Below are 25,180 nucleotides of genomic sequence, written 5' to 3'. Positions count from 1 at the left end.
GCGGCGATCAGCGCGTGGGCGGGACGTAGCCCTGGGCGACGTCGGCGCCGCCGCCGAAGAAGTGCGCCTCCATCTGGCGCTTGAGGTACTCGCGGGCGCGCTGGTCGGCCAGGTTCAGCCGGTTCTCGTTGACCAGCATGGTCTGGTGCTTGAGCCAATCCTGCCAGGCCTGCTTGCTGACGTTGTCGTAGATGCGCTTGCCAAGTTCGCCCGGGTAGGGCGGGAAATCGAGGCCCTCGGCTTCCTGGCCGAGCTTGATGCATTGGACCGTGCGCGCCATCGGCGCCTCCTGCTGAACGAAAGGGAACCCGCCGACTGTAGCAACATCGCATGGCCCTCCTGTGCAACGCGCCGGCGCACACCCCCAGCGCGGCGCGGGATGTTGGGCTGCGTCGCATCGGTGGCCGGCGTTCTCCGGTATCGTGGCGCCCTTCCATCTGGAAACCCATCACCCATGACCTCCTTCGACATCGGCGCCGTCGTGCAGGGCCTGCACGCGGCGCGCAGCGACTGGCGCGACTCGCAGGGACGCTCGCGCGAGAACGGCGGGCGCGAGTTGCCCTCGCCGCAGGCGCTGGAGCGCATCGTCGAGCAGATCAAGGGCGCGCTGTTCCCCATGCGCCTGGGCCCGCCCGACCTGCGCAACGAGTCCGAGGACTTCTATGTCGGCCACACGCTGGATGCGGCGCTGCGCGGCCTGCTGCAGCAGGCGGTGCTGGAGGTCTGCCAGGCTTCGCGCCGCGGCGAAGGGCCGACGGCCGACGTGAGGGAGCGCGCCGGCGCGCTGGTGCGCGACTTCGCGCAGTCGCTGCCGGCGATCCGCCGCCTGCTGGACACCGACGTGCTGGCCGCCTGGCACGGCGACCCGGCGGCACGCAGCGTCGACGAAGTCCTGCTGTGCTACCCGGGCGTGCTGGCCATGATCCACCACCGGCTGGCCCACAAGCTGTACCAGCTCGGGCTGCCGCTGCTGGCGCGCATCGTCTCGGAGAGCGCGCACAGCCGCACCGGCATCGACATCCATCCCGGCGCGACGATCGGTGCCGGCTTCTTCATCGACCACGGCACCGGCGTCGTGATCGGCGAGACCTGCGTCATCGGCGAGCGCGTGCGGCTCTACCAGAACGTCACGCTCGGCGCCAAGCGCTTCCCGGTGGGCGAAGACGGCCAGCTCACCAAGGGCCTGCCGCGGCATCCCATCGTCGAGGATGACGTGGTCATCTATGCCGGCGCGACGGTGCTGGGGCGCGTGACCATCGGCAAGGGCGCGGTGATCGGCGGCAACGTCTGGGTCACCCACGACGTGCCGGCCGGCGGCAGCGTGGCGCAGGCGCGCAACGACGAAGGCCGCGGCGTGAGCTGAACGGGCCTGCAGGCATGCACCTGCGACAGTCCTTGCGAAAGGTTGCGGCCCCCGGCACGGCACGCGCGATCCGCCCAGAATGGGGATTGTCCCGCCTCAACTGCAACTGGAGAAACCATGGCCACCAACAGCTACCGTGTCGCCGTCCTCGTGGGGAGCCTGCGCAAGGACTCGTTCAACCGCAAGCTGGCGCACGCGCTGTTCAAGATGGCGCCGTCCGAATTCAGTTTCCAGGAGTGCGTCCTCAGCGACATCCCGCTGTACAACCAGGACCTGGACGCCAACATGCCCGAGCCGGTGAAGCGGCTCAAGGGCGAGATCAGCAACGCCCAGGGCGTGCTGTTCGTGACACCCGAGTACAACCGCTCGGTTCCCGGCGTGCTCAAGAATGCGATCGACAACGCCTCGCGGCCCTATGGCCAGAGCGCCTTCGCCGGCAAGGCGGCCGGCGTGATCGGCATCTCGGTCGGCGCGTTGGGCACGTCCATGGCGCAGCAGCACCTGCGCAACACCCTGGCCTACCTGGACATGCCCACCCTCGGCCAGCCCGAGGCCTTCGTGCAGGCCCGCGAAGGCCTGTTCGCCCCCGACGGCGGCATTGGCATCGAGGAGACCCGCAAGTTCCTGCAGGGGTGGATGGACAAGTACTGCGCTTGGGTGAAGAAGCACGCGACCGCCTGACGCGCCGCGCTTGAAGTAGGGTGAGCCGAGGCCGGGGGGCGCGGCTGCCGGTGCCTCATGGTGTGGCGACCCTGCGCGCTTCGCTTGGAGGGCTTCCCGCGAAATGGCTCCGGCCTGGGGCGGGCGGCAAGACTCGTTGTGCTCCTTCGTCGCACCACTCGGACAGTTGCCGCCAAGTCAGTGCACGTCCGCGCGCCTGCGGCGCGCTGCTCCAGGCCGGAGCAATTTCGCGGCGCCCCACAAATCGGCCCCGTCAGGCGCCGCCCACCGCGTGAACCAGCGTGCGAATTCGAAGAGGTGCCTGACATGGCGGCGTGCTGGCAGGCCCCACCACCACAACATGGCGGTGCGCTATGCCAAGCCCCACCACCACAAGGACACGGCCGCTTGCGGCCGTGTTGACCCTTGCTCCCCTGTGACTGTGCCTTCGCGGCGCGGCGGAGGCCGGATCAGGCCTGCACGCTGTTTGAGCGAAAGCGCCGCCGACCGCAGGGAAGGCGGTGCGGCGAGTTTCGTGCGGGCCCCGGCCGAGCAGCCGAGGCGAAGGTTGCCCGCGCGACAGCGCGGGTCACAGGCACCGGGGTCGCCTTTCTTTTGCCTACTTTTCTTTGGCGAAGCAAAGAAAAGTAGGTCGCCGCAGGCGAAAGACGGCGGTCGATTGGCAAGGGGGTTTCTTCCAGGGTAGGTTGCCGCAAGCGAAAAGCGGCCGTGGAGGATGGAGGGCGTGTCCTCCCGGCCGCCCGTTTCAAGCCGTCGGATAAGACCGCGGCCGAGCCCGCTCCACCGCCTCGGCATACACCTGCTCGTAACGCCCCGCACTGGCCGTCCAGCCGAAGTCGCGGCGCATGCCGTTGCCCTGGATGCGGCGCCACTCGGCCGGGCGCGTCCATGCGGCGCGCGCGCGGGCCAGGGCCTCGGCAAACCCTTCGCCATCGGCCGAGCGCATGACGAAGCCGCTGCCGCCGACCGGATCCAGCGTCGCGTCCACCACCGAATCCACCAGCCCGCCGGTGCCGCCTACCACCGGCGGCGTGCCATAGGCCTGGCTGTACATCTGGTTCAGGCCGCAGGGCTCGAAGCGCGAGGGCATGAGGAAGCAGTCCGAGCCGGCCTCGATCAGGTGGGCCAGCGTTTCGTTGAAGCCGAGCGTCACGCTGGCAGCGCGCGGGGCATGGGCGGCGGCCTCCAGCAGCCGCTGCTGCAACTGCGCATCGCCGCTGCCCAGCAGCGCGAGCTGGCTGCCGGACTGCAGCAGGGCCGGCAGTGCTTGCAGCACCAGGTCGATGCCCTTTTGGGGTGTGAGCCGGCTCACCAGCCCGAACACCATCGCGTTGGGATCGGGCGACAGGCCGCACTGCGCCTGCAGCGTGGCCTTGTTGCGCGCCTTGCCCGACAGGTCGTCGGCCGTGTAGCGGTGAGGCAGCAAGGGGTCCGAGGCCGGGTTCCACACCGCCGTGTCGATGCCGTTCAGGATGCCGGTGAGCCGGTCGGCGCGGCTGCGCAGCACGCCGTCGAGGCCGGCACCGAAGGCCGGCGTCTGGATCTCCTGCGCGTAGGTCGGGCTCACGGTGGTGATCGCCTGGGCGAACTGCAGGCCGCCCTTGAGCATGGACAGCTGGCCCCAGAACTCCACGCCTTCGATGCCGCGCCAGGGGCCGGGAATGTCCAGCCGGTCGGCCTGGGCCAGCTCGAATACGCCCTGGAAGGCGATGTTGTGGATGGTCAGCACGCTGGCGGCCACCGGCCGGTGCGTGTCCTGCTTGCGCGCGTGCGCCAGGTACAGCGGCGCCAGCGCGCAGGGCCAGTCGTTGGCGTGCACGATGTCGGCCTGCCAGCCCTCGATCGGGCTGCCGGCGGTGCCGAGCAGGGCGGCCACCCGGCTGAGGAAGCCGAAACGCAGGGCGTTGTCCGCGTAGTCGCGCCCGCTGCTGTCCAGGTAGGGGCCGCCGGCGCGCTGGTACAGGGCCGGACAGGCCAGCAGCAGCAGCGTGACGCCGTTGTCGGCCTTCACCGGCAGCAGTTGCGCGGCCGGCCAGGGACCGCTGGCCGGCAGGTCGATGCCGTCGCCCAGCTCGCCGCTGACCTTCATGCCGCGGTAGGCGGGCAGCAGCACGCGCACGTCGTGGCCGCGCGCCGCCAGCGCCGCCGGCAGGGCGCCGCTGACGTCGCCCAGGCCGCCGGTCTTGACGTAGGGGGCGCATTCGGGCGTGGCGAAGAGGACGTTCATGCCGGCTCCTTTTCCTGGTGCGCCTCCAGCACGGCAAAGGGCAGGCCGGCGGCGCTGGCGAAGAGGGTTTCCAGGTCGGTCATCGCGTGCGCGGAGAGCTCGATCCCGGTGAGCGCGTTGCGCCAGGCCGGCCAGCCGGCCAGCGCAGATGCATCGCTGGCGCGCAGGCGCGTGCCGCGCCACAGGGCCGGCCGCCAGCGCGATTCGTCGTTGCCGCACAGGCTGCAGGCCAGGCGCGCCGCCACCACCAGCGCGGCGTCGCCAGCGTGGGTGCGGGCGAAGGCGACGGCATGCTCGCCGGCCGGCCCCTCGGCCGGCAACGGCAGGTAGGCGCCGTCGCGGAACAGCTGCGGCCAGCGCCGGCGCAATTGCAGCAGGCGCCAGGTCACCGCCTGCTTGATGCGGCCGTCGGCCATGCGGGCCTGGAGCTCCGCCCACAACCCTGGCGGCGCGACGCCGTCGGCGCAGCGCGCCTGGAGCTGCGCCAGTGAACGCGCCAGCTCGCCGAAGTCCACCGGCCGCCGGTTGTCGGGATCGACCAGGCTGAAGTTCCAGCGCTCGCAGCCCTGGTAGATGTCCGGCACGCCGGGGGCGGTGAACTTGAGCGCCAGCTGCGCCAGGCTGTTGCGAAAGCCCCAGGGCGCGAGGCGTGCGGTGAAGCGCTGCAGCTCGTCGGCGAACGGGTTGGCGCCCGGTCGCAACACCGCCTCGACGTAGCGCGCCAGCGCGTCCTCGTAGGCGGGGTCGGGCGAAATCCAGCTGGTGCGCTGCCTGGCCTCGCGCGCCGCCTTGCGCATGTAGGCCTGCAGGCGCTCGCGCAAGGCCGCGCGTTCCTGCGCATGGGGCTCCAGCGCCGGCCACAGCCCGGCCAGGGTCTGGAACAGCAGCCAGATGTCGTTGCGGCTGGGCGCCGGGCCGGCTTCGGTGTCGGTGACGAAGCGCTCGGCCCAGCCGGCCCAGCGCTGCACGGCGTCCAGCCAGGTGTGGGGCTGCTCGGACAGCACGTCGATGCGCGCGCGCAGGTCTTCGCCGCGCTTGCTGTCGTGGGTGGAGGTCGCCAGCAGGCACTGCGGCCGGTGCCGGGCGCGCGCCAGGTTGGCGGCGTGGAAGGCCGCCACCGAGATGCCGTAGGCCGCCGGTTCGCCCCCGACCTCGTTCAGCGAGACCAGGCGCAGGTAGCGGTAGAAGGCCGTGTCTTCCACCGCCTTGGCCATCACCGGCGCGGTGAACTGCTGCCAGCGCGCCAGCAGGCGGGCCCGCTGCGGCGCCGGCACGGCGGCGGCTTCGCCTTCGCCCAGCAGCACCTCGCGCACGTGGTCCAGCACGCCGGCCTCGGAGCCGCCCAGTCGGCGGCGCGCCGCCGCCACCGCCCAGTCGAGGTGGCGCCGGTCGGCGGCGCTGGGCGGCTCGCCCACGCGCAGGTAGGTGCGGTAGACCGGAAAGCCGGCGGCGATCTCGGCCAGCGCCAGCCGCAGCCGGTGGCGGGTGAAGTCGCAGCGCCGCCGGTTGGCCCGGGTGATGCGATGGACCGCCTCCACCAGCCAGTTCAGCTCGGAGAACAGCGAGCTGCCGATGATCAGGCGCTTGCACTGGTACGCGATTTCGGCGAAGTCCTCGCGCACGCCGGTGAAGCTGCGATAGCCCTGGTCCATGGCATCGACCCGGCTGCCGTCGACGAACAGCCCGTTGGCCAGCGCGGCGAAGCGGTAGCCGGTGTCGCCGTGCACCGGCCAGCCGTGCGGCAGCGGCTCGTGCCCGGCCAGGATCTTCTCGACCACCAGGTACAGCGCGCGTGGCTCGCGGCCAGCGACTTCCGCCTGGCGCGCATGGCGGGCTTGCAGTCGTTCGAAGTACTGTTGCGGATCTGACAGGCCGTCGGGGTGGTCGATGCGCAGCGCATCCAGGTGCCCGTCCTGCAGCCACTGCAGCACCCGGGCGTGGGTGGCCTCGAAGACTTCGGGGCGTTCCATGCGCAGCCCCGCCAGCGTGTTGACGTCGAAGAAGCGCCGGTAGTTGACGTCGTCGCTCGCCACGTGCCAGTCGGCCAGCCGCCAGGCCTGGCGCGCAACGAGGCGGTCCAGCCGGTCGAAGCTGGCGGCGTCGCCCGGCGTGCCACTGAATCGCTGGATGCAGGCGGCGATCCACCGGGCCAGCCAGCCATGGCGCCCTGCTAGCCGCGCCAGGTTGCGCTGGTAGATCGCCGCGTCGCGCACGCGGGCGCGGCGCTCGCCTTCGTCGGCGCTGTCGCGCGGCGGCAGCCGCTCGAACGAGGCGAGCAGCGAGGCGACCACGGCGTGGCTGTCGCTCTCGGCCTCGTCCTGCGCGAACGGTGGCGGCAGCACGGCCAGGATGTCCGGGTAGCTCGCGGGGTCGAGCGGGAAGCGGTGGTCCAAGTAGCGCAACTCGAAGGCGCCGGCCTCGGCGGCGAAGTGCAGGCGCAGCTCGCCGGCCTCCAGCACCCGGCCGTAGTGGTCGCCCAGCACCGGCAGCAGGACCCGCCCGCGCATCTCGGGCGCCGCGGGGTCCCACTCGATGTCGAAGGTTTGCGCATGGGCCGAAGCCTGGCCGTGTTCCAGCACTTGCAGCCACCAGGCGTTGTCCGCTTCCAGCACGCCCATGTGGTTGGGCACCAGGTCCAGCATGTGGCCCATGCCGTGGCGGCGCAGCGCGCGGCACAGCCGTTCGAAGTCGTGCTCGTCGCCCAGCTCCGGGTTGAGCGCCGAGTGGTCCACGATGTCGTAGCCGTGGGTGCTGCCGGGGCGGGCGCGCAGGAACGGCGAGCTGTAGAGATGGCTCACGCCCAGCGCCCGCAGGTAGGGCACGGCCTCGGCCACGTCGGCGAAGCGGCAGCCCTCGTGGAACTGCACGCGGTAGGTGGCGGCCGGGATGCGCGCGCTGTCCAGCGGAGGCAGCTCGGCCGGGGCGGCATCGGGCGCCGGGCCGCTGCGCTCGGCCCGCATCACGGCCGCCACGGCGGCGAAGCGCGCGTCGCTGGCCAGCGTCTCCAGCGGCAGATCGAGCTTGCGCCGCCAGTTGGGGCACTGGTCCTCGGTGGTGCCGGGCACGTTGACCTGCAGCCGCTGGCCGGCCACGTCTTCCAGCTGCACCCCGGCCAGCCAGCACGGCGTGCGAGCGAGAAAGGCATGCACGGCGGCCACGAATTCGGGCGTGGCATCCGGCACCGAGGCCGGCTGTGCGCTCGCGCCAGGCGGCAGCAGCCGTTCGCGTTCCAGGGCCAGCAGCAGCCGGGCCCGGTCCTGGGCCCGGTCCAGCACCGCCAGTTCGCGCCGGGCATCGTCCGGGAACAGGCCGAGCTGCGCCTGCAGTTCCAGGTCATCGCCCAGCCAGAAGCCGCGCAGGGTCGGCAGGTCGTGCGTGCTGGCGACGGCCAGCGCCTGCGGCGGCCACTCGGCGGGCGGACGGAAGCCGCCGGCGGGCGTGCGCTCGAACAGCAGCGGCCGATACGACAACAGCCCGCGCTCGCGCATGGCCTCGCGCATGTCGGGCGCGACATTGCCCAGGTCCTCGCCGATCACCAGGCATTGCTGGCGATGGCTCTCCAGCACCAGGATGCCCAGCAGCTCGCGCAGCGGGTAGCGGACGTAGGTGCCGCCCTCGGCGCCGATCCAGAACAGCCGCATCAGGGCCATCACGTGGTCCAGCCGCAGCGCGCCGGCGTGGCGCATGTTGGCGCGCAGGGTGTCGATGAAGGGCTGGTAGCGCGCCGCGCGCAGCAGCACCGGGTTGACCGGCGGCAGGCCCCAGTTCTGCCCCTGGATGTTCAGGGGATCGGGCGGCGCGCCCACGGCCATGCCCAGCGCATGGAGCGAAGGCCGGACCCAGGTTTCGGCGCCGCCCGGGTTGACGCCCACCGCCAGGTCGCGGTACAGCCCCAGCCCCATGCCGCGCGAGCGGGCGTGGCGCTGAACGGATTCGAGCTGCGTCTCGGCCAGCCACTGCAGCCACAAGCGGTAGCGGATCGCCGAGGCGTGTGTGCGGCGGAATGCCTGCACTGCCTCGCCTTCCGGGTCCTGCCACCCCGGCGGCCAGTCCGGCCAGCCCCAGGCACCCGGATCGCTCGCCTGCAGGTGCGCCTGCAGCGCCTCGAACAGCGCATGCGGGCCCAGTGTGGCCTCGCGTTCCTGCATGAAGCGGACAAAGGCCTGGCTGCGCGGCGAGGCTGCCTGCAGCTCTTGCGTCTCGAAGTGGCGCCAGAGCAGGGCCAACATCTCTTCCTTGGCGGCAGCCACGCCGGCGTAGTCGACTTGGTCGGTCTCGCGCAGGCGGCGCAGCCGGTCCTGGAAGTCCTCGTCGTGCAGCTTGCGCTGCGCTTCGTCGCAGCCGGCGACCTCGGCCAGCGCCTGCACGTCCAGGAACATCGGGTTGAGCGCGCGCCGGCTGGACGGGCTGTAGGGACTGGCGGCTTCGGGCCGCTGCGGGAACAAAGCGTGCAGCGGCGACAGGCCGACGAAAGAGGCACCCTGCCGCGCGGCGGCGTCCACCAGCCGGCGCAGGTCGCCGAAATCTCCGATGCCCCAGTTGCGCGCGGAGCGCAGTGCGTAGAGCTGCACCGTGCAGCCCCACCAGCGCTCGCCCTCGAGCAGCGCGGAGGGGGTCCAGCAACGGCGCGGGGCGATGACGAGGAGGCAGGTGGTGGCCTCGCTGCCGGCGACGGTGAGCTGCCAGTAGCCGGCCGGCAGGTCGGCGGGAAGGGTGATCGAGTGCGCGCTGCCGTCGTGCATGACTTCGCCGTGCAGCGATGCGGCTTCGTCGCTGTCCTCCCGGCGCAGCTTCCAGTGCGTGGCATCGCAAGGGCCCTGCCAGGCGATCCGGACCTCGTCGCCTTCGACGGCGACGTGCACCGGCGGCAAACCCTCGACCTCGAACGCCCCGAGTTCGTCCGCACGCATGCTGGCCAGCGCCTGCGCCAGCACGGCATCGGGCACCGCCTGCTCCTCGCCCCAGAAGCTGGTGTAGCGCAGGGCGATGCCGCACTGCTCGGCCCGGCGGGCGAGGTCGGGGTCGGGGTTCATGGCGACCCGCGCAAGCCGTGAACGCCGCAAGCGGACTGGGCACCGGACACTTCCTCTACGCACCCGCCCGCCGCGCCGCCCGGCGCGGGGCCGGCCTGCACGGTGGCGCCGAAGCGCATGGCGTGCGCCCACCTCATGCCGCCAGTTCCTCCACCAGCACGGCCATCGCGTGGGACTGCAGCTCGATGCGGGCCTGCGGCTGCACGCGCTCAGCCTCGGCAGGCTCGAAATGACCCTGGCCGGTGTCCACGCGCACGCGCCACTCCGACAGGCCGCTCACTTCCGGCAGCGTGAAGACCACGGGCTCGGGCGAGGCGTTGAACAGCAGCAGCACGCTGGGGCTGGCCCGGCCGTCGATGGGCGCGAAGCGGCCGTCGAACAGCGCGGCGATGCAGCGCACCGCCGGGTTGGTCCATTCCTCCTCCGTCATGGGCAGCCCCCAGACGCTGTACCAGGCAAGCTCGCGCCGGTCCACGTCATCGGGCTCGCCGCTGGGGAAGCGGTCTTCGCGCAGCACCGGCAGCGAGCGCCGCAGCGCGATCAGCGACCGGGTGAAATCGAGCAAGGGGTCCTGGCGCCGCGCCGGGCTCCAGTCGACCCAGCTCACCGCGTTGTCCTGGCAGTAGGCGTTGTTGTTGCCGCCCTGGCTGCGGCCCATTTCGTCGCCGCCCAGCAGCAGCGGCACGCCGCGCGAGCAGAGCAGCGTGGCCAGGAAGTTGCGCTGCTGCCGCTCGCGCAGCGCCAGCACCTCCTCGTCGTCGGTCGCGCCTTCCACGCCGCAGTTCCAGCTGCGGTTGTGGCTCTCGCCGTCGCGGTTGTCCTCGGCGTTGGCCTCGTTGTGCTTGTCGTTGTAGGCGACCAGGTCGGCCAGGGTGAAGCCGTCGTGCACGGTCACCAGGTTGATGCTGGCCGTAGGAAAGCGGCGCGACGGCGCGTAGATGTCGGCAGAGCCGGCCAGCCGGGCCGCGAACTCCTGCACCGCGCCGTCGGTGCCGCGCCAGAAATCGCGCACCGCGTCGCGGTAGCGCCCGTTCCACTCCGACCAGCCGGCCGGGAAGCCGCCGACCTGGTAGCCGTTGTCGCCGATGTCCCAGGGCTCGGCGATCAGCTTGACCTGCTGCAGCACCGGATCCTGCGCCACCGCCGCCAGGAAGGGCGAGCGATGGTCGAAGTCGTACCCGCCGTTGCGCGCGATCGCCGGCGCCAGGTCGAAGCGGAAGCCGTCGACGTGCATCTCCTGCACCCAGTGGCGCAGGCTGTCCATCACCAGCCGCAGCGTCGCCGGATGGCTCGTGTCCAGCGTGTTGCCGGTGCCGGTGACGTCGTCGTAGTAGCGCCGGTCCTCGGCCAGCCGGTAGTAGGACGGGTTGTCGATGCCCTTGAGGCACAGCGTGGGGCCGAGGTGGTTGCCTTCGCAGCTGTGGTTGTAGACCACGTCCAGGATCACCTCCAGCCCGGCGGCATGCAGCGCCTTGACCATGCGCTTGAAGTCGTTCGGGTCGCCGCCGGCGCAGTAGCGCGGTTCGGGCGCGAAGAAGGCCACGGTGTTGTAGCCCCAGTAGTTGGCCAGGCCCAGGTCGATCAGCCGGCGCTCGTCGTTGAAGGCGTGCACCGGCAGCAGCTCGATGGCGGTGACGCCCAGGCGCTTGAAGTGGGCCAGCGCCGGTTCGCTGGCCAGGCCGCCGAAGGTGCCTCGCAAGGCCGGCGGCACGGCGTCCAGCAAGCGGGTGAAGCCGCGCACGTGGACCTCGTAGAACACCGTATCGGCCAGGGCCGTCTGCGGCCGGCGGTCGCCGCCCCAATCGAACGCGGTGTCCAGCACCACGCACTTGGCGGCGGCGGACGCGTTGTCCGCCGCATCCATGGCCAGGTCGCGGGCCGGTCCGCCCAGCGTGTAGCCGTACTGCCAGGCGCCGCCGCGCAGCGGGCGGTCGAGCGCCTTGGCGCAAGGATCGAGCAGCAGCTTGTGCGGGTTGCAGCGCAGCCCCTCGTGCGGCTGGTAGGGTCCGTGCACGCGCAGCCCGTAGCGGGTGCCGGGCGGCAGGCCCCGCACCAGGCCATGCCAGATGTCGCCGCTGCGGCAGGGCAGGGCGAGGCGCCGCACCTCGCGCGTGCCGGTGCGGTCGAACAGGCAGACCTCCACCTTGTCGGCCACGCTGGAATGGACGGCGAAGTTGACGCCCTGGGGCTCGAGCGTGGCGCCCAGCGGAAAGGGGCGGCCGGGCTCGCAGCGATCCGGCAGTTGTGCTTCGGTCGGGGGCGATGGGGCGGGAAGAGCGCCCACCCTCATGCGAACGCCGCCAGCACGTTGCAGTGGGCGCTCATGGTGGGTCTGCGCCAGGAGACGGTGCATCGAGGCGCTCCACGTCGCCGACCAGCACCAGGGTGGCCAGGGGGGGCAGGGTCAGGCTGGCGCTGGCGGGCCGGTCCGCCAGCGGCTGCTCGGCCGCGTCCACGCGGCCGAGATTGCCCATGCCGCTGCCGCCGTAGCACGGCGCGTCGCTGTTGAGCAGTTCGCGCCAGGGGCCGGCATGGGGCAGTCCCAGTCGCAGCCCGTGGCGCGGCTCGGGGGTCAGGTTGCACAGGGCGACCACGGGCGGGTCGCCCGCTTCGCCGCGGCGCACGAAGGCCAGCACCGTCTGCGGCTCCGGCGTCTCGACCGGCAGCCAGGCGAAGCCCTCGCCGTGGAAGTCGTTCACGTGCAGGGCCGGCAGGTTGCGGTAGGCGTCGTTGAGGTCGGCCACCCAGCGCGCCACGCCGGCGTGCAACGGCCGCGCCCAGAGGTGCCAGTCGAGCGTGCGCTCGTGGTGCCACTCCTGCAGCTGGCCGAACTCGCCGCCCATGAACAGCAGCTTCTTGCCGGGGTGCGTCCACATCAGGCCGTACAGCACGCGCAGGCCGGCGAAGCGCTGCCACTCGTCGCCGGGCTGGCGGCCGAGCAGGCTGCCCTTGCCGTACACCACCTCGTCGTGCGACAGCGGCAGCACGAAGTTCTCGTTGAAGGCGTAGACCGAGGAGAAGCGGATGTCGTCGCCGTGCCAGCGCCGGAAGAAGTGCGGCCGCTGCAGGTAGCGCAGCGTGTCGTTCATCCAGCCCATGTTCCACTTCATGCCGAAGCCCAGGCCGCCGTCGTGCACCGGGCGCGAGACGCCGGCCCATGCGGTGGACTCTTCGGCGATCATGTGCACGTCGGGGAAGGCGGCGTAGACGGCGCTGTTGAGGTCCTGCAGGAAGCGCACCGCCTCCAGGTTCTGGTTGCCGCCTTCGGGGTTGGGGATCCACTGGCCCGGTTCGCGCGCGAAATCCAGGTACAGCATCGACGCCACCGCATCGACGCGCAGCCCGTCGAAGTGGTACTTCTCCAGCCAGAACAGGGCGTTGCTGATCAGGAAGTCGCGTACCTCGTAGCGCCCGTAGTTGAAGATCAGGCTGTTCCACTGCGGGTGGTAGCCCAGGCGCGGGTCGGCGTGCTCGTACAGCTCGGTGCCGTCGAAGCGGGCCAGCGCGTGCCGGTCCGAGGGGAAATGCGAGCCGACCCAGTCCAGGATCACGCCGATGCCCTGCCGGTGCAGCGTGTCCACCAGCACCATCAGGTCCTGCGGCGTGCCATAGCGCGCGGTCGGCGCGTAGTAGCCGGTGGTCTGGTAGCCCCAGGAGCCGTAGAACGGGTGCTCGGCCACCGGCATCAGCTCCACGTGGGTGAAGCCCAAGGTGCGGCAGTGCGAGGCCAGCCGCACGGCGAGGTCGCGGTAGTTCAGGACGCGCCCGTCCTCCTCGCGCTGCCAGGATCCGAGGTGCACCTCGTAGATGGAGATGGGCGCGCGGTGCGACTGTCGCTCGCCGCGCTGCGCCATCCACTCGCGGTCGCCCCAGTCGTGCGCCAGCCCCCAGATCTGCGAGGCGGTGCCGGGCGGATGCTCGCTGCGGAAGGCATACGGGTCGGCCTTGTCCATCCACTCGCCGTGGGCGCCCTCGATGCGGTACTTGTAGAAGTCGCCGGCGTGGGCGCCCTCGACCCGGCCGTGCCAGAGGCCGCTGCCATCTTCCAGCCGCTGCAGCGGCTCGCCGTGCCAGCCATTGAAGCTGCCGGCCACGCAGACGCGGCGCGCATTCGGCGCCCAGACCGTGAAGCGCGTGCCCGGCCCGTCCGGATGGGCCCCCATGACCTCGAACTGGCGGTGGTGGTGGCTGGGACGGTCGGCGGCCCGTTGCACGCCCGGAACCTGGGAAGCGACTGCGCCGGAGGGGAGGTGGCTGGCCGTCATGTTCCGTAACTTGCGTGTGCAAAGAATTCTGCTGCGCACGCTGTGGAGAGCATGAAGGAAGCCCCGGCGAAATGCCGTAGGCCCGTGCCTACAGGGGCACGTCGATTCCAGCGGACGCCCGCATGGGCGCCCGATTCACATCGCCGATGGAAGAATGCCGCGTCGCGGCAAGTCAGGGGCTTACACGCCCAGGTGCTGGGCCAGCAGCTCGGGCTGGGCGCGCAGCTCATCCGAGCTGCCGGTGAACACGACCGTGCCCTTGACCAGGATGAGGTTGCGGTTGGTCAGCCGCGTGACGTGCTTCCAGTTCTTGTCGACGATCACCGTCGAGATGCCGGATTCGCGGATCAGCCCGCAGATGCGCCAGATCTCGCGCGCGATCAGCGGCGCCAGCCCTTCGGTGGCCTCGTCGAGGATGAGCACGTCGGGGTTGGTCATCAGCGCACGGCCGATGGTCAGCATCTGCTGCTCGCCGCCCGACAGCTGCTGGCCGCCGTGCGACAGCCGCTCGGCCAGCCGCGGGAAGGTCTCGAGCACCCGCTCGTAGGTCCAGTCGCGCTGGCCGCGGGTGCCGGCGCGGGCCGCCATCTTCAGGTTCTCGACCACGCTCAGGTTGCCGAAGATGCCGCGGCCCTCGGGCACGTAGGCGACGCCCAGCTGCGCGATCTCGTATGGCGCGCAGCCGGTCATGTCGCGGCCCATCACCTGGACCTTGCCGTCGCGCGGCTTGACCAGGCCCATCAGCGTCTTGAGCAGGGTGCTCTTGCCCATGCCGTTGCGGCCCATCAGGCCGATGGTCTCGCCGCGCGCGACCTGGAAGTCCACGCCGCGCAGGATGTGGCTCTGGCCGTAGTAGGTGTGCAGGCCGCGGGCGTCGATCAGGAGCTCGGACATCAGTGCTCCTCTCCCAGGTAGGCCGCCTGCACGCCGGCATCGGAGCGGATCTGCTCGGGCGTGCCGCTGGCGATCACCTGGCCGTTGACCATCACCGTCAGCCGCTCGGCCAGGGCAAACACCGCATCCATGTCGTGCTCCACCAGCATGATCGCGTGCGCGGCCTTGAGGCGCTGCAGCAGCTCCACCATGCTTTCGGCTTCGGCCGTGCCCATGCCGGCCAGCGGTTCGTCCAGCAGCAGCACCTGCGGCGCCGTGGCCAGCGTCATGGCGATTTCCAGTTGGCGCTGCTCGCCGTGGCTGATGGTGCCGGCCACCACATCGCGGCGTTGCGCCAGGCCGGCCAACTCGATGGCGCGTTCGGCCCGTTCGTTGGTGGCCTTGAACGAGGTGGCGCGGCGCAGCCAGCGCAAAGGGTGCTGGGCGCGCGACTGCGCGGCCAGGCGCACGTTTTCCCACACGGTGAAGGGCAGGAAGATGTTGGTCTTCTGGTAGCTGCGGCCCAGGCCTGCGCGCGAGATGCGCTCGGGGCTGCGGCCGGTGACCTCGTCCGAGCCCAGCCGGATGCGGCCGCTGGTGGGCGGCAGATCGCCCGACAGCAGGTTGGTCAGCGTCGACTTGCCGGCGCCGTTGGGGCCGATCACCGCGTGGATGGCGCCGCGCCACAGGTCGATGGACACGTCGTTCACCGCGGCCAGGCCGCCGAAGCGCTTGGTCAGGCCCTGGGCCGAGAGCAGGACTTCAGGCATCGCCGCCCCCCTTGCGGTGCAGCAGCCGCTCGGCCACGCCGAGCAGGCCGCGCGGCGCGAACGCAACCACGAGCACGATGAACAGGCCCATCCACAGTTGCCAGTGCTTGCCGGCGCGGAAAGCGCCGATGTCGGGCAGGTCCTTGAACAGGTGCAGCAGGTACTCGAACGCGAACGCACCGACGATGGCGCCGGCGAAGTTGCCCATGCCGCCCAGGATCACCATCATGATGGCGTGCGCGCTCATGTGGAAACCCATCAGCTCCGGGTTGACGAAGCCGGTCTGCGCGCCCCACAGGTAGCCCGCCAGCCCGGCCACAGCGCCGGCCAGCGTGAAGGCGGCCAGCTTGTAGCCGAAGGTGCCGTAACCGAGCGCGCGCATGCGGTGCTCGTTGACGCGGATGCCGGCCAGCACGCGCCCGAACGGGCTCCACAGCAGCCGGCGCAGGAAGGCGTAGACCAGGACCAGGCAGGCGAGGGTGAAGAAGTAGAAGACCTTCTTGTCCTCCAGGTCGAACAGGCCCGCATCCGGCTTGAAGTTGATGTACATGCCGTCCGAGCCGCCCAGGCGCAGCGAGGCGCCGAAGACCCGCAGGTCCTTGTTGTCGAACACCAGGTAGAACAGCATCTGGGCGAACGCCATCGTCACCATGATGAAGTAGATGCCGCGCGTGCGCACCACGAAGAAGCCGATCACCAGGGCGAACAGCGCCGAGGCGAGCAAGGCCACGGGCAGGGTCCACCACAGGCTGACCGCGCCGCTGTCGGACGACACCATCGACAGCATGTAGCCGCCGATGCCGAAGAAGGCGGCATGGCCCAGCGACACCAGCCCGGTGACGCCCTGCAGCAGGTCCAGGCTCATGGCGAAGATGGCCAGGATCATCATCCGGGCGACCATGCTGGCGTAGAAGTCGGTGCCGACGAACGGGAAGGCCGCCAGCGCGATGAAGCCCAGCACCAGCAGCACCTGCAGGCTGCGCGGGAGGACTTCGAGGTGGGACTTGGCTGCGCTCATTGCTTGAACAGCCCTTCGGGCTTCCACAGCAGCACCGCTGCCATCAGGATGTAGACCAGCATGCCCGCCACCTGCGGCAGCAGCACCTTGCCGAAGGTGTCGACGGCGCCCACCAGCAGGGCGGCGATCAGGGCGCCGCGCACCGAGCCGATGCCGCCGATCACCACCACCACGAAGCACATGATCAGCACCTGCGAGCCCATGTTCGGGTACACGCTGGAGATCGGCGCGGCGATCATGCCGGCGATGGTGGCCAGCCCGACGCCGAGCGCGAACACGATGGCGTGGATGCGCTTGATGTTGATGCCCAGCGCCTCGGTCATGTCGTGGTTGAAGGCGCCGGCGCGGATCTTCATGCCCAGGCGCGTCTTGGAGATCAGCAGGTACAGCCCGATCGCCAGCACGATGCACAGGCCCGACATGAACAGGCGGTACACCGGGTACGACAGGTTGTCGGTCAGCGGGATGGAGGCGCCCAGCGCTTCCGGAATCGACACGCCGTGCACGTCGTCGCCCCAGAAGATCGAGCGCGCTTCCTCGAACACGTAGATCAGGCCGAAGGTCAGCAGCACCTGGTCGAGGTGGTCGCGGTGGTAGAAGTGCCGGAACAGCAGGCGCTCCAGCAGCAAACCGAAGGCCACCGCCAGCACCGAGCCGAGCGCGATGGCCAGCGTCAGGCTGCCGAAGCTGCGGGTCAGCCACCAGGCGAGGTAGGCGCCCAGCATGTAGAAGCTGCCGTGGGCCAGGTTGACCACGCCCATGATCCCGAAGATCAGGGTCAGGCCGGCGGCCAGCATGAACAGCAGCAGCCCGTACTGGACGCTGTTGAGCAGCTGGAGCAGGAAGGTGGAGAAGTCCAATTGGGAGAACGGGCTAGAAGCGATGGGGCGAGGGCCAACCGCATCCGGGACACGGGCGCCGGGCCACGCGCGGATTGTCGTTGGGAATGGATCAGTTCATGCAGGGGCCGAGAAAAAGGGCTGGGAGGCCGTTGGCCTGGCCTCGAGCCCCCTGCGGCCCCGGCGGGCGCGGGCGCATGCCCGCGCGGCGCGCAGCGTCAGGCGCTGGCCATCTTGCAGCCGGCGCCGGAGTCGGCCAGCGCCTTGGCGGCGACGCCGATCACCTTGTTCTCCTTGTTCTCGACGCGGCGCAGGTAGATGTCCTGGACCGGGTTGTGGGCCTTGCTCATGGTCCACTTGCCGCGCGGGCTGTCGATGGTCTGGGTCTCCAGCGCCTTGTACAGCGCCTGCTTGTTGCCGATGTCGCCCTTGACGGCTTCCATGCCCTGGGCCAGCAGCAGGCCGGTGTCGTAGCCCTGCACCGCGTACACGTCCGGCTGCAGCTTGAAGGTGCGCGCGAAGTCGCCGCGGAACTTGTTGTTGCGCGGGGTGTCGAGCGAGTCGCTGTAGTGCATCGTGGTCATGATGCCGTCGGCGGCCGCACCGGCGGCGTCGAGCACGCCCTCGGTCAGGAAGCCCGAGCCCCACAGCGGGATCTTGCCCTTCAGGCCCGCGGCCGCGTAGTCGCGGATGAACTTGGCCGCGCCGCCGCCGGCGAAGAAGCAGGCCACGGCATCGGGGTTGAGCGAGGCGATCTCGGTCAGCAGGGCCTGGAACTCCACGTTCGGGAAGGGCAGGCCCAGTTCCTTGACGATGGTGCCGCCGGCCTTGGTGTAGCTTTCCTTGAAGCCCTCGAAGGCCTCGTCGCCGGCCGCGTACTTCCAGGTGATCCACACCGCCTTCTTCAGGCCCTTGTCGACCATCGGCTTGCCCAGCGCCAGCGTCGGCTGGCTGTTGGTGAACGAGGTGCGGAACACGTTGGGCGCGCACAGCCCGCGGGTGGCGGCGTGGACGCCGGCATTGGGGATCAGGCTGAGCACGCCGGACTCGCGTGCCACGCGCTGGATGCCCATCTGAACGCCCGAGTGCACGGTGCCGATCAGCACGTCGACCTTGTCGCGCTGCACCAGGCGCTGCGCGTTCTCCACGCCCTTGGACGGCTCCGACTCGTCATCGACCTTGAACCACTCGATCTCGCGGCCGCCGAGCTTGCCGCCCTTCTCGTTGATCGCCATGCGCACGCCGTTCTCGATGTTCACCCCGAGCTGCGCGAAGGTGCCGGTGTACGGCAGCATGAAGCCGACGCGAACGCGGTTCGACTGGGCGCGAACGATCTGCGGCAGCAGCAGGCCGACGGACGCGGCGCCGACGACGGCGGCACTGCGGGTGAGGACGAGGCGGCGTGTGGTCATTCGTGGTTCTCCATATAGTTGAGGCCTAAAGCAATTTGTACCGCAGGGTGCCTGCGGATGCACCAAGATTTACCCTAGCCGGCGAGTTGCCGCAGCTTGAATCGCTGGATCTTGCCGGTCGCGGTCTTGGGCAGTTCGCTCACGAACTCGACCCATCGCGGGTACTTGTAAGGCGCGAGCTGCGCCTTCACATGCTGCTGCAGTTCGACGGCATCGGCCTGTACGCCGGCCTTGAGCACCACGTAGGCCTTGGGCTTGACCAGCTGGTCGCTGTCGGCCAGGCCGATCACCGCCGCCTCCAGCACGGCGGGGTGCGTCATGAGCGATGCCTCGACCTCGAACGGCGACACGTAGATGCCGCCGACCTTGAGCATGTCGTCGCTGCGCCCGCCGTAGGTGTAGTAGCCGTCGGCGTCGCGCGTGTACTTGTCGCCGCTGCGCGTCCACTCGCCGCAGAACGTCGCCTTGGTCTTGCCGCGGTTGTTCCAGTACATCAGCGCGGCGCTGGGCCCGCTGATCTGCAGCTCGCCGATCTCGCCGACGCCGCACTCCTGGCCTTCGTCGCCGACGATGCGCAGCTCGTAGCCGGGCACCGGCTTGCCGGTGGTGCCGTAGCGCACCTCGCCGGGCCGGTTCGACAGGAAGATGTGCAGCATTTCGGTGGAGCCGATGCCGTCCAGGATCTCGCAGCCGTACTCGGCGTTCCAGCGCTTGCCGATCTCGGCCGGCAGCGCCTCGCCGGCGCTGGTGCACACGCGCAGGTTCAGCTCCGACCGTTTCGGCCGCGCCGGGTCGGCCAGCAGCGCCGCATACAGCGTGGGCACGCCGTAGAAGATCGTCGGCTGGAATTTCTTCAGCACGCCGTACACGTCGCCCGGGGTCGGCCGCGAGGGCAGCAGCACGGTGGTGGCGCCCACGGCCATCGGGAAGGTGAGGGCGTTGCCCAGCCCGTAGGCGAAGAACAGCTTGGCGGCCGAATAGACGACGTCGTCCTCGCGGATGCCGAGCACGCCGCGGCCATAGAGCTCGGCGGTCTGGATCAGGTGGCTGTGCAGGTGCACCGTGCCCTTGGGCGTGCCGGTCGAGCCGCTCGAATACAGCCAGAAGCAGGCTGCGTCGGCGCAGGTCGCCTCGACCTTCGGCTCGGGCGAGCCCGCCGCCACCAGGCCGGCCACCGTGTCGGGGCCGTCGGCGCCGGCCAGGATCACGGTCCGAAGCGCCGGCGCCTTGCCGATGATGGGATCGAAGGTCGCCGCCAGCGGCTTGGAGACGAACAGGGCCTGCGCGCGCGAGTCGCGCAGCATGAACTCGAAGTCAGGCGCGGTCAGCAGGGTGTTGGCCGCGATCGGCACCACGCCGGCCAGCATGCAGCCGAGGAAGACCACCGGCCATTCCGGCGTGTCCAGCATCGCCACCAGCACGCGCGCCTCGGGCTGGAAACCGCGTTCGCGCAGCGCGTTCGCGAAGCGGTGCGCCTGCTCGGTGAGCTCGCCATAGGTGAGGGTGGCGCCGGTGCTCGCATCGATGAACGCCGGCTTGTCGGGACGCGATGCGTTGCGCGCCAGCAGGTCGTGCGCGGCGTTGTAGTCGCGCGGGATGTCCACCTGGGGCGGACGGCTGCCGTGGTCGGCGTGGCTCATGTGCATGGGCCGGTCTCCTCGTTCTTCGTTTGCCGCCTGTTCACCTGCGGGCGGCGGGACGGGCCACGTGGCCCGCCGGCAATATGGGCACAAGCGCCCGCGTCGCGCAAGTTGTCAGTTCAAGCCGCGGCCTTTTCCTCGGGTGCCAGCGCCTGGGTCAGCCACTGGCGGCACCAGGCGGTGCCTTCCTCTTCGGGCATGGTTCCCGCGCTGGCGTCATGGAGAAAGACTTCGCCGATGCGCTGGGCACCCAGGCCCTGCAGGCGCTCGTCGAACTTCTTGCCGCCGAAGCAGAAGGTCTGCTGGTAGGTGCGATCGCCCAGGGCGATCACGCCGTAGCGCACGTGGCCCAGGTACTTGGGCGCGCTGTCCAGCGACTCGTAGAGGGCGCGGGCGTTGTCCGGCACGTCGCCGGAACCGTAGGTCGAGGTGCAGATGAGATAAAGCGCATCTTCGTCGAAGGCGCTGGCATCCAGCCCATCCATCATGACGACCTCGATCTCATCCACCAGGTCGGCGCAGTCCATCTGGATCGCCTGGGCGACATAGTCGGCCGTGCTGGTCATGGTGCCGACGAGGATTTTCAGCTTCATAAGGCCACTTCCTTGGTTTGACATGCAGCAAACTGCTTGACATGTCGATGGACGGAAGTATAGTGCAATCTTGATCCAGATCAACAGCTGGATCGGAATTGCCCAGCCACATGCCCGTTCTCACTGCCGAAGATACCCAGGCCACCATGGCCGAACTGGGCAACCGCGTGCGCGCCTGGCGGGCGCGCCGGGGCATGACCCGCAAGCAGCTGGCCCATGATTCGGGCTTGTCCGAGCGCTTCCTGGCCGACGTGGAAACCGGCAAGGGCAACGTCTCCATCCATTCGCTGCAGGCCGCGGCGCGCGCGCTGCACATCACCGTGCTGGAGCTGTTCCAGGACGCGCCGCGACCGGCGCTCAGCAGGCTGCACGACCTGCTGGAGCGGCTGGACGACGCCCGGCTCGACCAGGCCCATTCGCTGCTGGCCGGCGCCTTCGGCCTGGGCGAGGAGCAGGGCCGGGAGCGTCGCATCGCGCTGATCGGCCTGCGCGGCGCCGGCAAGTCGACCCTGGGCGCCCAGCTGGCCGCCGACCGCGGCGTGCCTTTCGTCGAACTCGACCGCGAGATCGAGCGCGAGGCCGGCATCGGCATGAACGAGATTTTGCTGCTGCACGGCCAGGCGGGCTTCCGCCGCTACGAGCGGCGCGCGCTGTTCCGCATCGCCGAGGAGCACCCCGACGGCGTGATCATGACCACGGGCGGCAGCATCGTCAGCGAGCGCGAGACCTTCGACCTGCTGCAAAGCCGCTTCTACTGCGTCTGGCTCAAGGCCAGCCCCGAGGAGCACATGAGCCGGGTGGTGGCGCAAGGCGACATGCGCCCGTTCGACACCACCCGCGGCGCCACCAGCGAGGCGCTGGACGACCTGCGCCGCATCCTGGCCAGCCGCGAATCGCTGTACGCCCGTGCCGACGCGGTGGTCGATACCGCCGCGCGCAGCGTGCAGCAATCGTTCAAGGACCTCGAGCGGGCCGTGCCGGCACCCGCTGCGACGGCCCTCCCCACCGGCAACAAAGCGCGGCGGCCCGCCAAGGCCTCCACCACCCCCCGCATTCCCAAGGAGACCGCGTCATCATGAACGCCATGACCGAACCCCTGCTGTTCAAGCAGGGCGACCGCGAGCTGGTCAGCTTCGCCACCCATCCCGCCCGCTACCAGCACTGGAGCCTGTCCGTCGAGGGCGACGTCGCGCGCCTGAAGCTCGACATCAACGAGGACGGCGGCATCAAGCCGGGCTACAAGCTCAAGCTCAACAGCTACGACCTCGGGGTCGACATCGAGCTGCACGATGCGATCAACCGCATCCGCTTCGAGCACCCCGGCGTCAAGGTGGTGGTGTTCGAGTCCGGCAAGGAGAAGATCTGGTGCTCGGGCGCCAACATCTACATGCTGGGGCTGTCCACCCATGCCTGGAAGGTGAACTTCTGCAAGTTCACCAACGAGACCCGCAACGGGCTGGAGGACTCCTCGCAGCACGACGGCCTGAAGTCGGTGGCGGCGGTCACCGGTGCCTGCGCCGGCGGCGGCTACGAGCTGGCGCTGGCCTGCGACCGCATCGTGATGGTCGATGACCGCTCGTCCACCGTCAGCCTGCCCGAGGTGCCGCTGCTGGGCGTGCTGCCGGGCACCGGCGGCCTGACCCGCGTGACCGACAAGCGCAAGGTGCGGCGCGACCTGGCCGACATCTTCTGCACCACCAGCGAAGGCGTGCGCGCCGACCGCGCCAAGGACTGGAAGCTGATCGACGAGTACGCCAAGCCGCAGCAGTTCCCGCAGCTGGTGGCGGCGGAGGTCGAGGCGCTGCGCAAGCAGTCCGGCCGCCAGGGCCCGGAGCAGGGCATCGAGCTGGTGCCGCTGGCCGTCCGCATCGACGAGCAGGGCTACCGCTACGAGACGGTGGACGTGCAGATCGACCGCGCCCAGCGCATCGCCACCCTCACGGTGAACGCGCCGGCCGCGGCGGTGGAATCCACGCCCGAGGCCATCGTGGCCGCCGGCGCGCAGTGGTGGCCGCTGAAGTTCGCCCGCGAGCTCGACGACGCCATCCTGCAGCTGCGCACCAACGAGCTGGAGGTCGGCACCTGGGTGATCAAGACCCGCGGCGATGCCCAGCGCGTGCTGCAGGCCGACGCGGTGCTGCAGCAACGCAAGGACCACTGGCTGGTGCGCGAGACGCTGGGCCTGCTGCGCCGCACGCTGGCCCGCCTGGACGTCACCAGCCGCTCGCTGATCGCGCTGGTCGACCAGGGCTCGTGCTTCGCCGGCACCTTCTACGAGCTGGCGCTGGCCTGCGACCGCATCTACATGCTGGACCTGCCGGACGCGCCGGACGTCGCGCCGGCGCTGCACCTGTCGGCGGCGAACTTCGGCTGGTACCCGGAGGTGAACGGCCTGACCCGCCTGCAGACCCGCTTCAGCGAGGACGCCGGCACCATCGAGCAACTGCACGCCCTGCAGGGCAGCGCGCTGCGCGCCGACCAGGCGCTCGGCCTGGGCCTGGTGACGCTGACGCCGGACGACATCGACTGGGACGACGAGATCCGGCTGATGCTGGAAGAGCGCGCCTCGCTGTCGCCCGACGCCCTGACCGGCATGGAAGCCTCGCTGCGCTTCGGCGGCAGGGAAACCATGGAGACGCGCATCTTCGGCCGACTGTCGGCCTGGCAGAACTGGATCTTCATCCGTCCCAACGCCGTCGGCGAGGACGGCGCGCTGAAGCTGTTCGGCACGGGCAAGAAGGCGAAGTTCGACTGGAAGCGGATTTGATTGAGCCGGCCTGACCGGAGACGAGGACCATCATGAGCACCATTGACCTGCAAGCCCTGATTCCCAACAACGTCGCCCTGGGCGACAACCGCCAGCTGCAGCGCGCCCTCGAGCACTGGCAGCCGGCCTTCCTGCGCTGGTGGGACGAGATGGGCCCGAGCGACTTCAAGGCCAGCGACGTCTACCTGCGCACCGCCGTCGGCGTCGATGCCCAGGGCTGGGCCCAGTACGGCTACACGCCCATGCCCGACTACCGCTGGGGCATCTTCCTGGCCGACAAGCAGGAAGGCCGCAAGATCGGCTTCGGCGACTTCATGGGGCAGGACGCCTGGCAGGACGTGCCCGGCGAATTCCGCTCCACCTTCCGCCGCCTGATCGTGACCCAGGGCGACACCGAGCCGGCGTCGGTCGAGCAGCAGCGCCTGCTGGGCCACACGGCACCGTCCCTCTACGACCTGCGCAACCTGTTCCAGGTCAACGTGGAGGAGGGCCGCCACCTGTGGGCCATGGTCTACCTGCTGCACGCCTACTTCGGCCGCGACGGCCGCGAGGAGGCCGAGGAGCTGCTGGAGCGCCATTCGGGCGACCCGGACAAGCCGCGCATCCTGGGCACCTTCAACGAGCCCATGGACAACTGGCTGTCCTTCTTCATGTTCACCTACTTCACCGACCGCGACGGCAAGTTCCAGCTCAAGTCGCTGGCCGAGAGCGCGTTCGACCCGCTGTCGCGCACCTGCCAGTTCATGCTGACCGAGGAGGCGCACCACATGTTCGTGGGCGAGACCGGCGTCGGCCGCACCATCAAGCGCACGCTGGAGGTGATGAAGGAGCTGGACACCGACGACTGGAAGAGGATCCGCGAGGCCGGCGCCATCGACCTGCCCACCATCCAGAAGTTCATGAACTTCTGGTTCACCAGCTCGCTGGACCTGTTCGGCTCGGAGGCTTCGTCCAACGCCGCCAACTACTTCAGCAACGGCATCAAGGGCCGGCCCGACGAGGCCAAGTTCGCCGACCACGTCGAATCCGACACCGGCATGACCATCCAGGTGCCGGACGGCAAGGGCGGCGTGCGGGACGAGACGATCTCGGTGCGCAACGGCATCAACGAGATCACCCGCATCGAGTACGCCAAGGACTGCAACATCGGTGTGACGCGCTGGAACATGCTGGTCAAGAAGGCCGGCGTGCCGTTCGAGTTCAAGCTGCCCTCGACGCGCTTTCGCCGCAACGTGGGCGCCTGGGCGGGCATGCACACCGACCCGCAGGGCAACCCGATCAGCGCCGCCGAGTTCGAGGCGAAGAAGGCCGAATGGCTGCCGACCGAGGAGGACCTGCGCTTCGTCAAGAGCCTGATGCAGCGCGTCACCGAGCCCGGCAAGATGGCCGCCTGGATCGCCCCGCCCGACCGTGGCATCAATGCGCAGCCGATCGAGTACGAGTACGTGAAGCTCTGAGCCGGGTCGTTCGGCCGCAACAAGAAGCGCCGCTTGCCGGCGCTTTTTTTGTTGCCAGCCGGTCACTGGGGCGAGTTCTCGTGTGGCGCGATGCCGCCAATCGCCGTTGTCCGTCTCCTACCGCTGTCGGAACCCTCGCACCCGGATGTGTTCATGCGTCCGACCGCGCCAGCGCGGCCGTGCAGGCATCCTGCCGTCATGCCCTGGCGCAACCGTCGCGCCGCGGGTTCCACTTCACGGAG

The 25,180-nt window shown here is 70.0% G+C and carries 17 protein-coding genes; 5 read left to right on the top strand and 12 right to left on the bottom strand.

The features are described from left to right. Positions 1 to 7 precede the first annotated feature (7 nt). Positions 8 to 280: an oxidative damage protection protein gene (locus tag PE066_RS01075; RefSeq protein WP_271234722.1), complete on the bottom strand. Its 273-nt coding sequence runs from the start codon at positions 278 to 280 to the stop codon at positions 8 to 10. Between the two features lie 174 nt (positions 281 to 454). Here PE066_RS01075 and epsC point away from each other — a divergent pair, with 174 nt between their 5' ends. Next, the gene (epsC, locus tag PE066_RS01070; protein WP_271234721.1) at positions 455 to 1,363 is read left to right on the top strand and encodes a serine O-acetyltransferase EpsC; all 909 of its coding nucleotides are present in this window, start codon (positions 455 to 457) and stop codon (positions 1,361 to 1,363) included. Positions 1,364 to 1,480: 117 nt separating this feature from the next. Next, positions 1,481 to 2,044, top strand: a complete 564-nt coding sequence (locus tag PE066_RS01065; protein ID WP_271234720.1) for an NADPH-dependent FMN reductase — start codon at positions 1,481 to 1,483, stop codon at positions 2,042 to 2,044. A 745-nt stretch (positions 2,045 to 2,789) separates the two neighbouring features. On the opposite strand, the gene glgA is transcribed toward PE066_RS01065, so the two are convergent. From glgA to PE066_RS01010, 11 genes are all read right to left on the bottom strand, one after another. Next, positions 2,790 to 4,271 carry a glycogen synthase GlgA gene (gene glgA / locus PE066_RS01060; protein WP_336298445.1) on the bottom strand — a complete coding sequence of 494 codons (1,482 nt, stop codon included), beginning with the start codon at positions 4,269 to 4,271 and terminating at the stop codon, positions 2,790 to 2,792. Next, entirely contained in the window at positions 4,268 to 9,304 is a 5,037-nt protein-coding gene (locus tag PE066_RS01055) for a malto-oligosyltrehalose synthase (RefSeq protein ID WP_271234719.1), read from the bottom strand. Before PE066_RS01055 ends, glgA begins: the two co-directional genes overlap by 4 nt. Positions 9,305 to 9,437: 133 nt before the next feature. Next, complete coding sequence (gene glgX / locus PE066_RS01050; protein WP_271234718.1) at positions 9,438 to 11,594, bottom strand: glycogen debranching protein GlgX; 2,157 nt, start codon at positions 11,592 to 11,594, stop codon at positions 9,438 to 9,440. A 31-nt stretch (positions 11,595 to 11,625) separates the two neighbouring features. Further along, the gene (gene glgB / locus PE066_RS01045) at positions 11,626 to 13,518 is read right to left on the bottom strand and encodes a 1,4-alpha-glucan branching protein GlgB (RefSeq protein WP_336298444.1); all 1,893 of its coding nucleotides are present in this window, start codon (positions 13,516 to 13,518) and stop codon (positions 11,626 to 11,628) included. A gap of 231 nt (positions 13,519 to 13,749) precedes the next feature. Further along, positions 13,750 to 14,463 carry an ABC transporter ATP-binding protein gene (locus PE066_RS01040; protein ID WP_271234717.1) on the bottom strand — a complete coding sequence of 238 codons (714 nt, stop codon included), beginning with the start codon at positions 14,461 to 14,463 and terminating at the stop codon, positions 13,750 to 13,752. Beyond that, positions 14,463 to 15,212 (bottom strand): ABC transporter ATP-binding protein, encoded by a 750-nt coding sequence (locus PE066_RS01035; RefSeq protein WP_271234716.1) that lies wholly within the window; start codon positions 15,210 to 15,212, stop codon positions 14,463 to 14,465. Before PE066_RS01035 ends, PE066_RS01040 begins: the two co-directional genes overlap by 1 nt. Then, positions 15,205 to 16,230: a branched-chain amino acid ABC transporter permease gene (locus PE066_RS01030; RefSeq protein WP_271234715.1), complete on the bottom strand. Its 1,026-nt coding sequence runs from the start codon at positions 16,228 to 16,230 to the stop codon at positions 15,205 to 15,207. The genes PE066_RS01035 and PE066_RS01030 overlap by 8 nt, the downstream gene beginning before the upstream one ends. After that, the gene (locus PE066_RS01025; protein WP_271234714.1) at positions 16,227 to 17,090 is read right to left on the bottom strand and encodes a branched-chain amino acid ABC transporter permease; all 864 of its coding nucleotides are present in this window, start codon (positions 17,088 to 17,090) and stop codon (positions 16,227 to 16,229) included. Before PE066_RS01025 ends, PE066_RS01030 begins: the two co-directional genes overlap by 4 nt. Positions 17,091 to 17,287: 197 nt before the next feature. Next, positions 17,288 to 18,481, bottom strand: coding sequence for an ABC transporter substrate-binding protein (locus tag PE066_RS01020; protein ID WP_271234713.1), 1,194 nt, complete (start codon positions 18,479 to 18,481; stop codon positions 17,288 to 17,290). Between the two features lie 74 nt (positions 18,482 to 18,555). Next, positions 18,556 to 20,127 carry a benzoate-CoA ligase family protein gene (locus PE066_RS01015; RefSeq protein WP_271234712.1) on the bottom strand — a complete coding sequence of 524 codons (1,572 nt, stop codon included), beginning with the start codon at positions 20,125 to 20,127 and terminating at the stop codon, positions 18,556 to 18,558. Between the two features lie 113 nt (positions 20,128 to 20,240). Further along, positions 20,241 to 20,714: a flavodoxin domain-containing protein gene (locus PE066_RS01010; protein ID WP_271234711.1), complete on the bottom strand. Its 474-nt coding sequence runs from the start codon at positions 20,712 to 20,714 to the stop codon at positions 20,241 to 20,243. Positions 20,715 to 20,824: 110 nt separating this feature from the next. Here PE066_RS01010 and PE066_RS01005 point away from each other — a divergent pair, with 110 nt between their 5' ends. The 3 genes from PE066_RS01005 to boxB are packed head-to-tail and all read left to right on the top strand — an operon-like array spanning position 20,825 to position 24,938. Then, positions 20,825 to 21,793: a helix-turn-helix transcriptional regulator gene (locus PE066_RS01005; protein WP_271234710.1), complete on the top strand. Its 969-nt coding sequence runs from the start codon at positions 20,825 to 20,827 to the stop codon at positions 21,791 to 21,793. Further along, a complete protein-coding gene (boxC, locus tag PE066_RS01000; protein WP_271234709.1) occupies positions 21,790 to 23,481 on the top strand; it encodes a 2,3-epoxybenzoyl-CoA dihydrolase in 1,692 nt (563 codons plus the stop codon). The genes PE066_RS01005 and boxC overlap by 4 nt, the downstream gene beginning before the upstream one ends. A 32-nt stretch (positions 23,482 to 23,513) precedes the next feature. Next, a complete protein-coding gene (boxB, locus tag PE066_RS00995) occupies positions 23,514 to 24,938 on the top strand; it encodes a benzoyl-CoA 2,3-epoxidase subunit BoxB (protein WP_271234708.1) in 1,425 nt (474 codons plus the stop codon). Positions 24,939 to 25,180: the final 242 nt, after the last annotated feature.

This window comes from Ramlibacter tataouinensis, assembly GCF_027941915.1.
Classification (GTDB): Bacteria; Pseudomonadota; Gammaproteobacteria; order Burkholderiales; family Burkholderiaceae_C; genus Ramlibacter; species Ramlibacter tataouinensis_C.
Note: the sequence above shows the minus strand (reverse complement) of the source record. Positions and strands in the feature narration are given on the sequence as shown.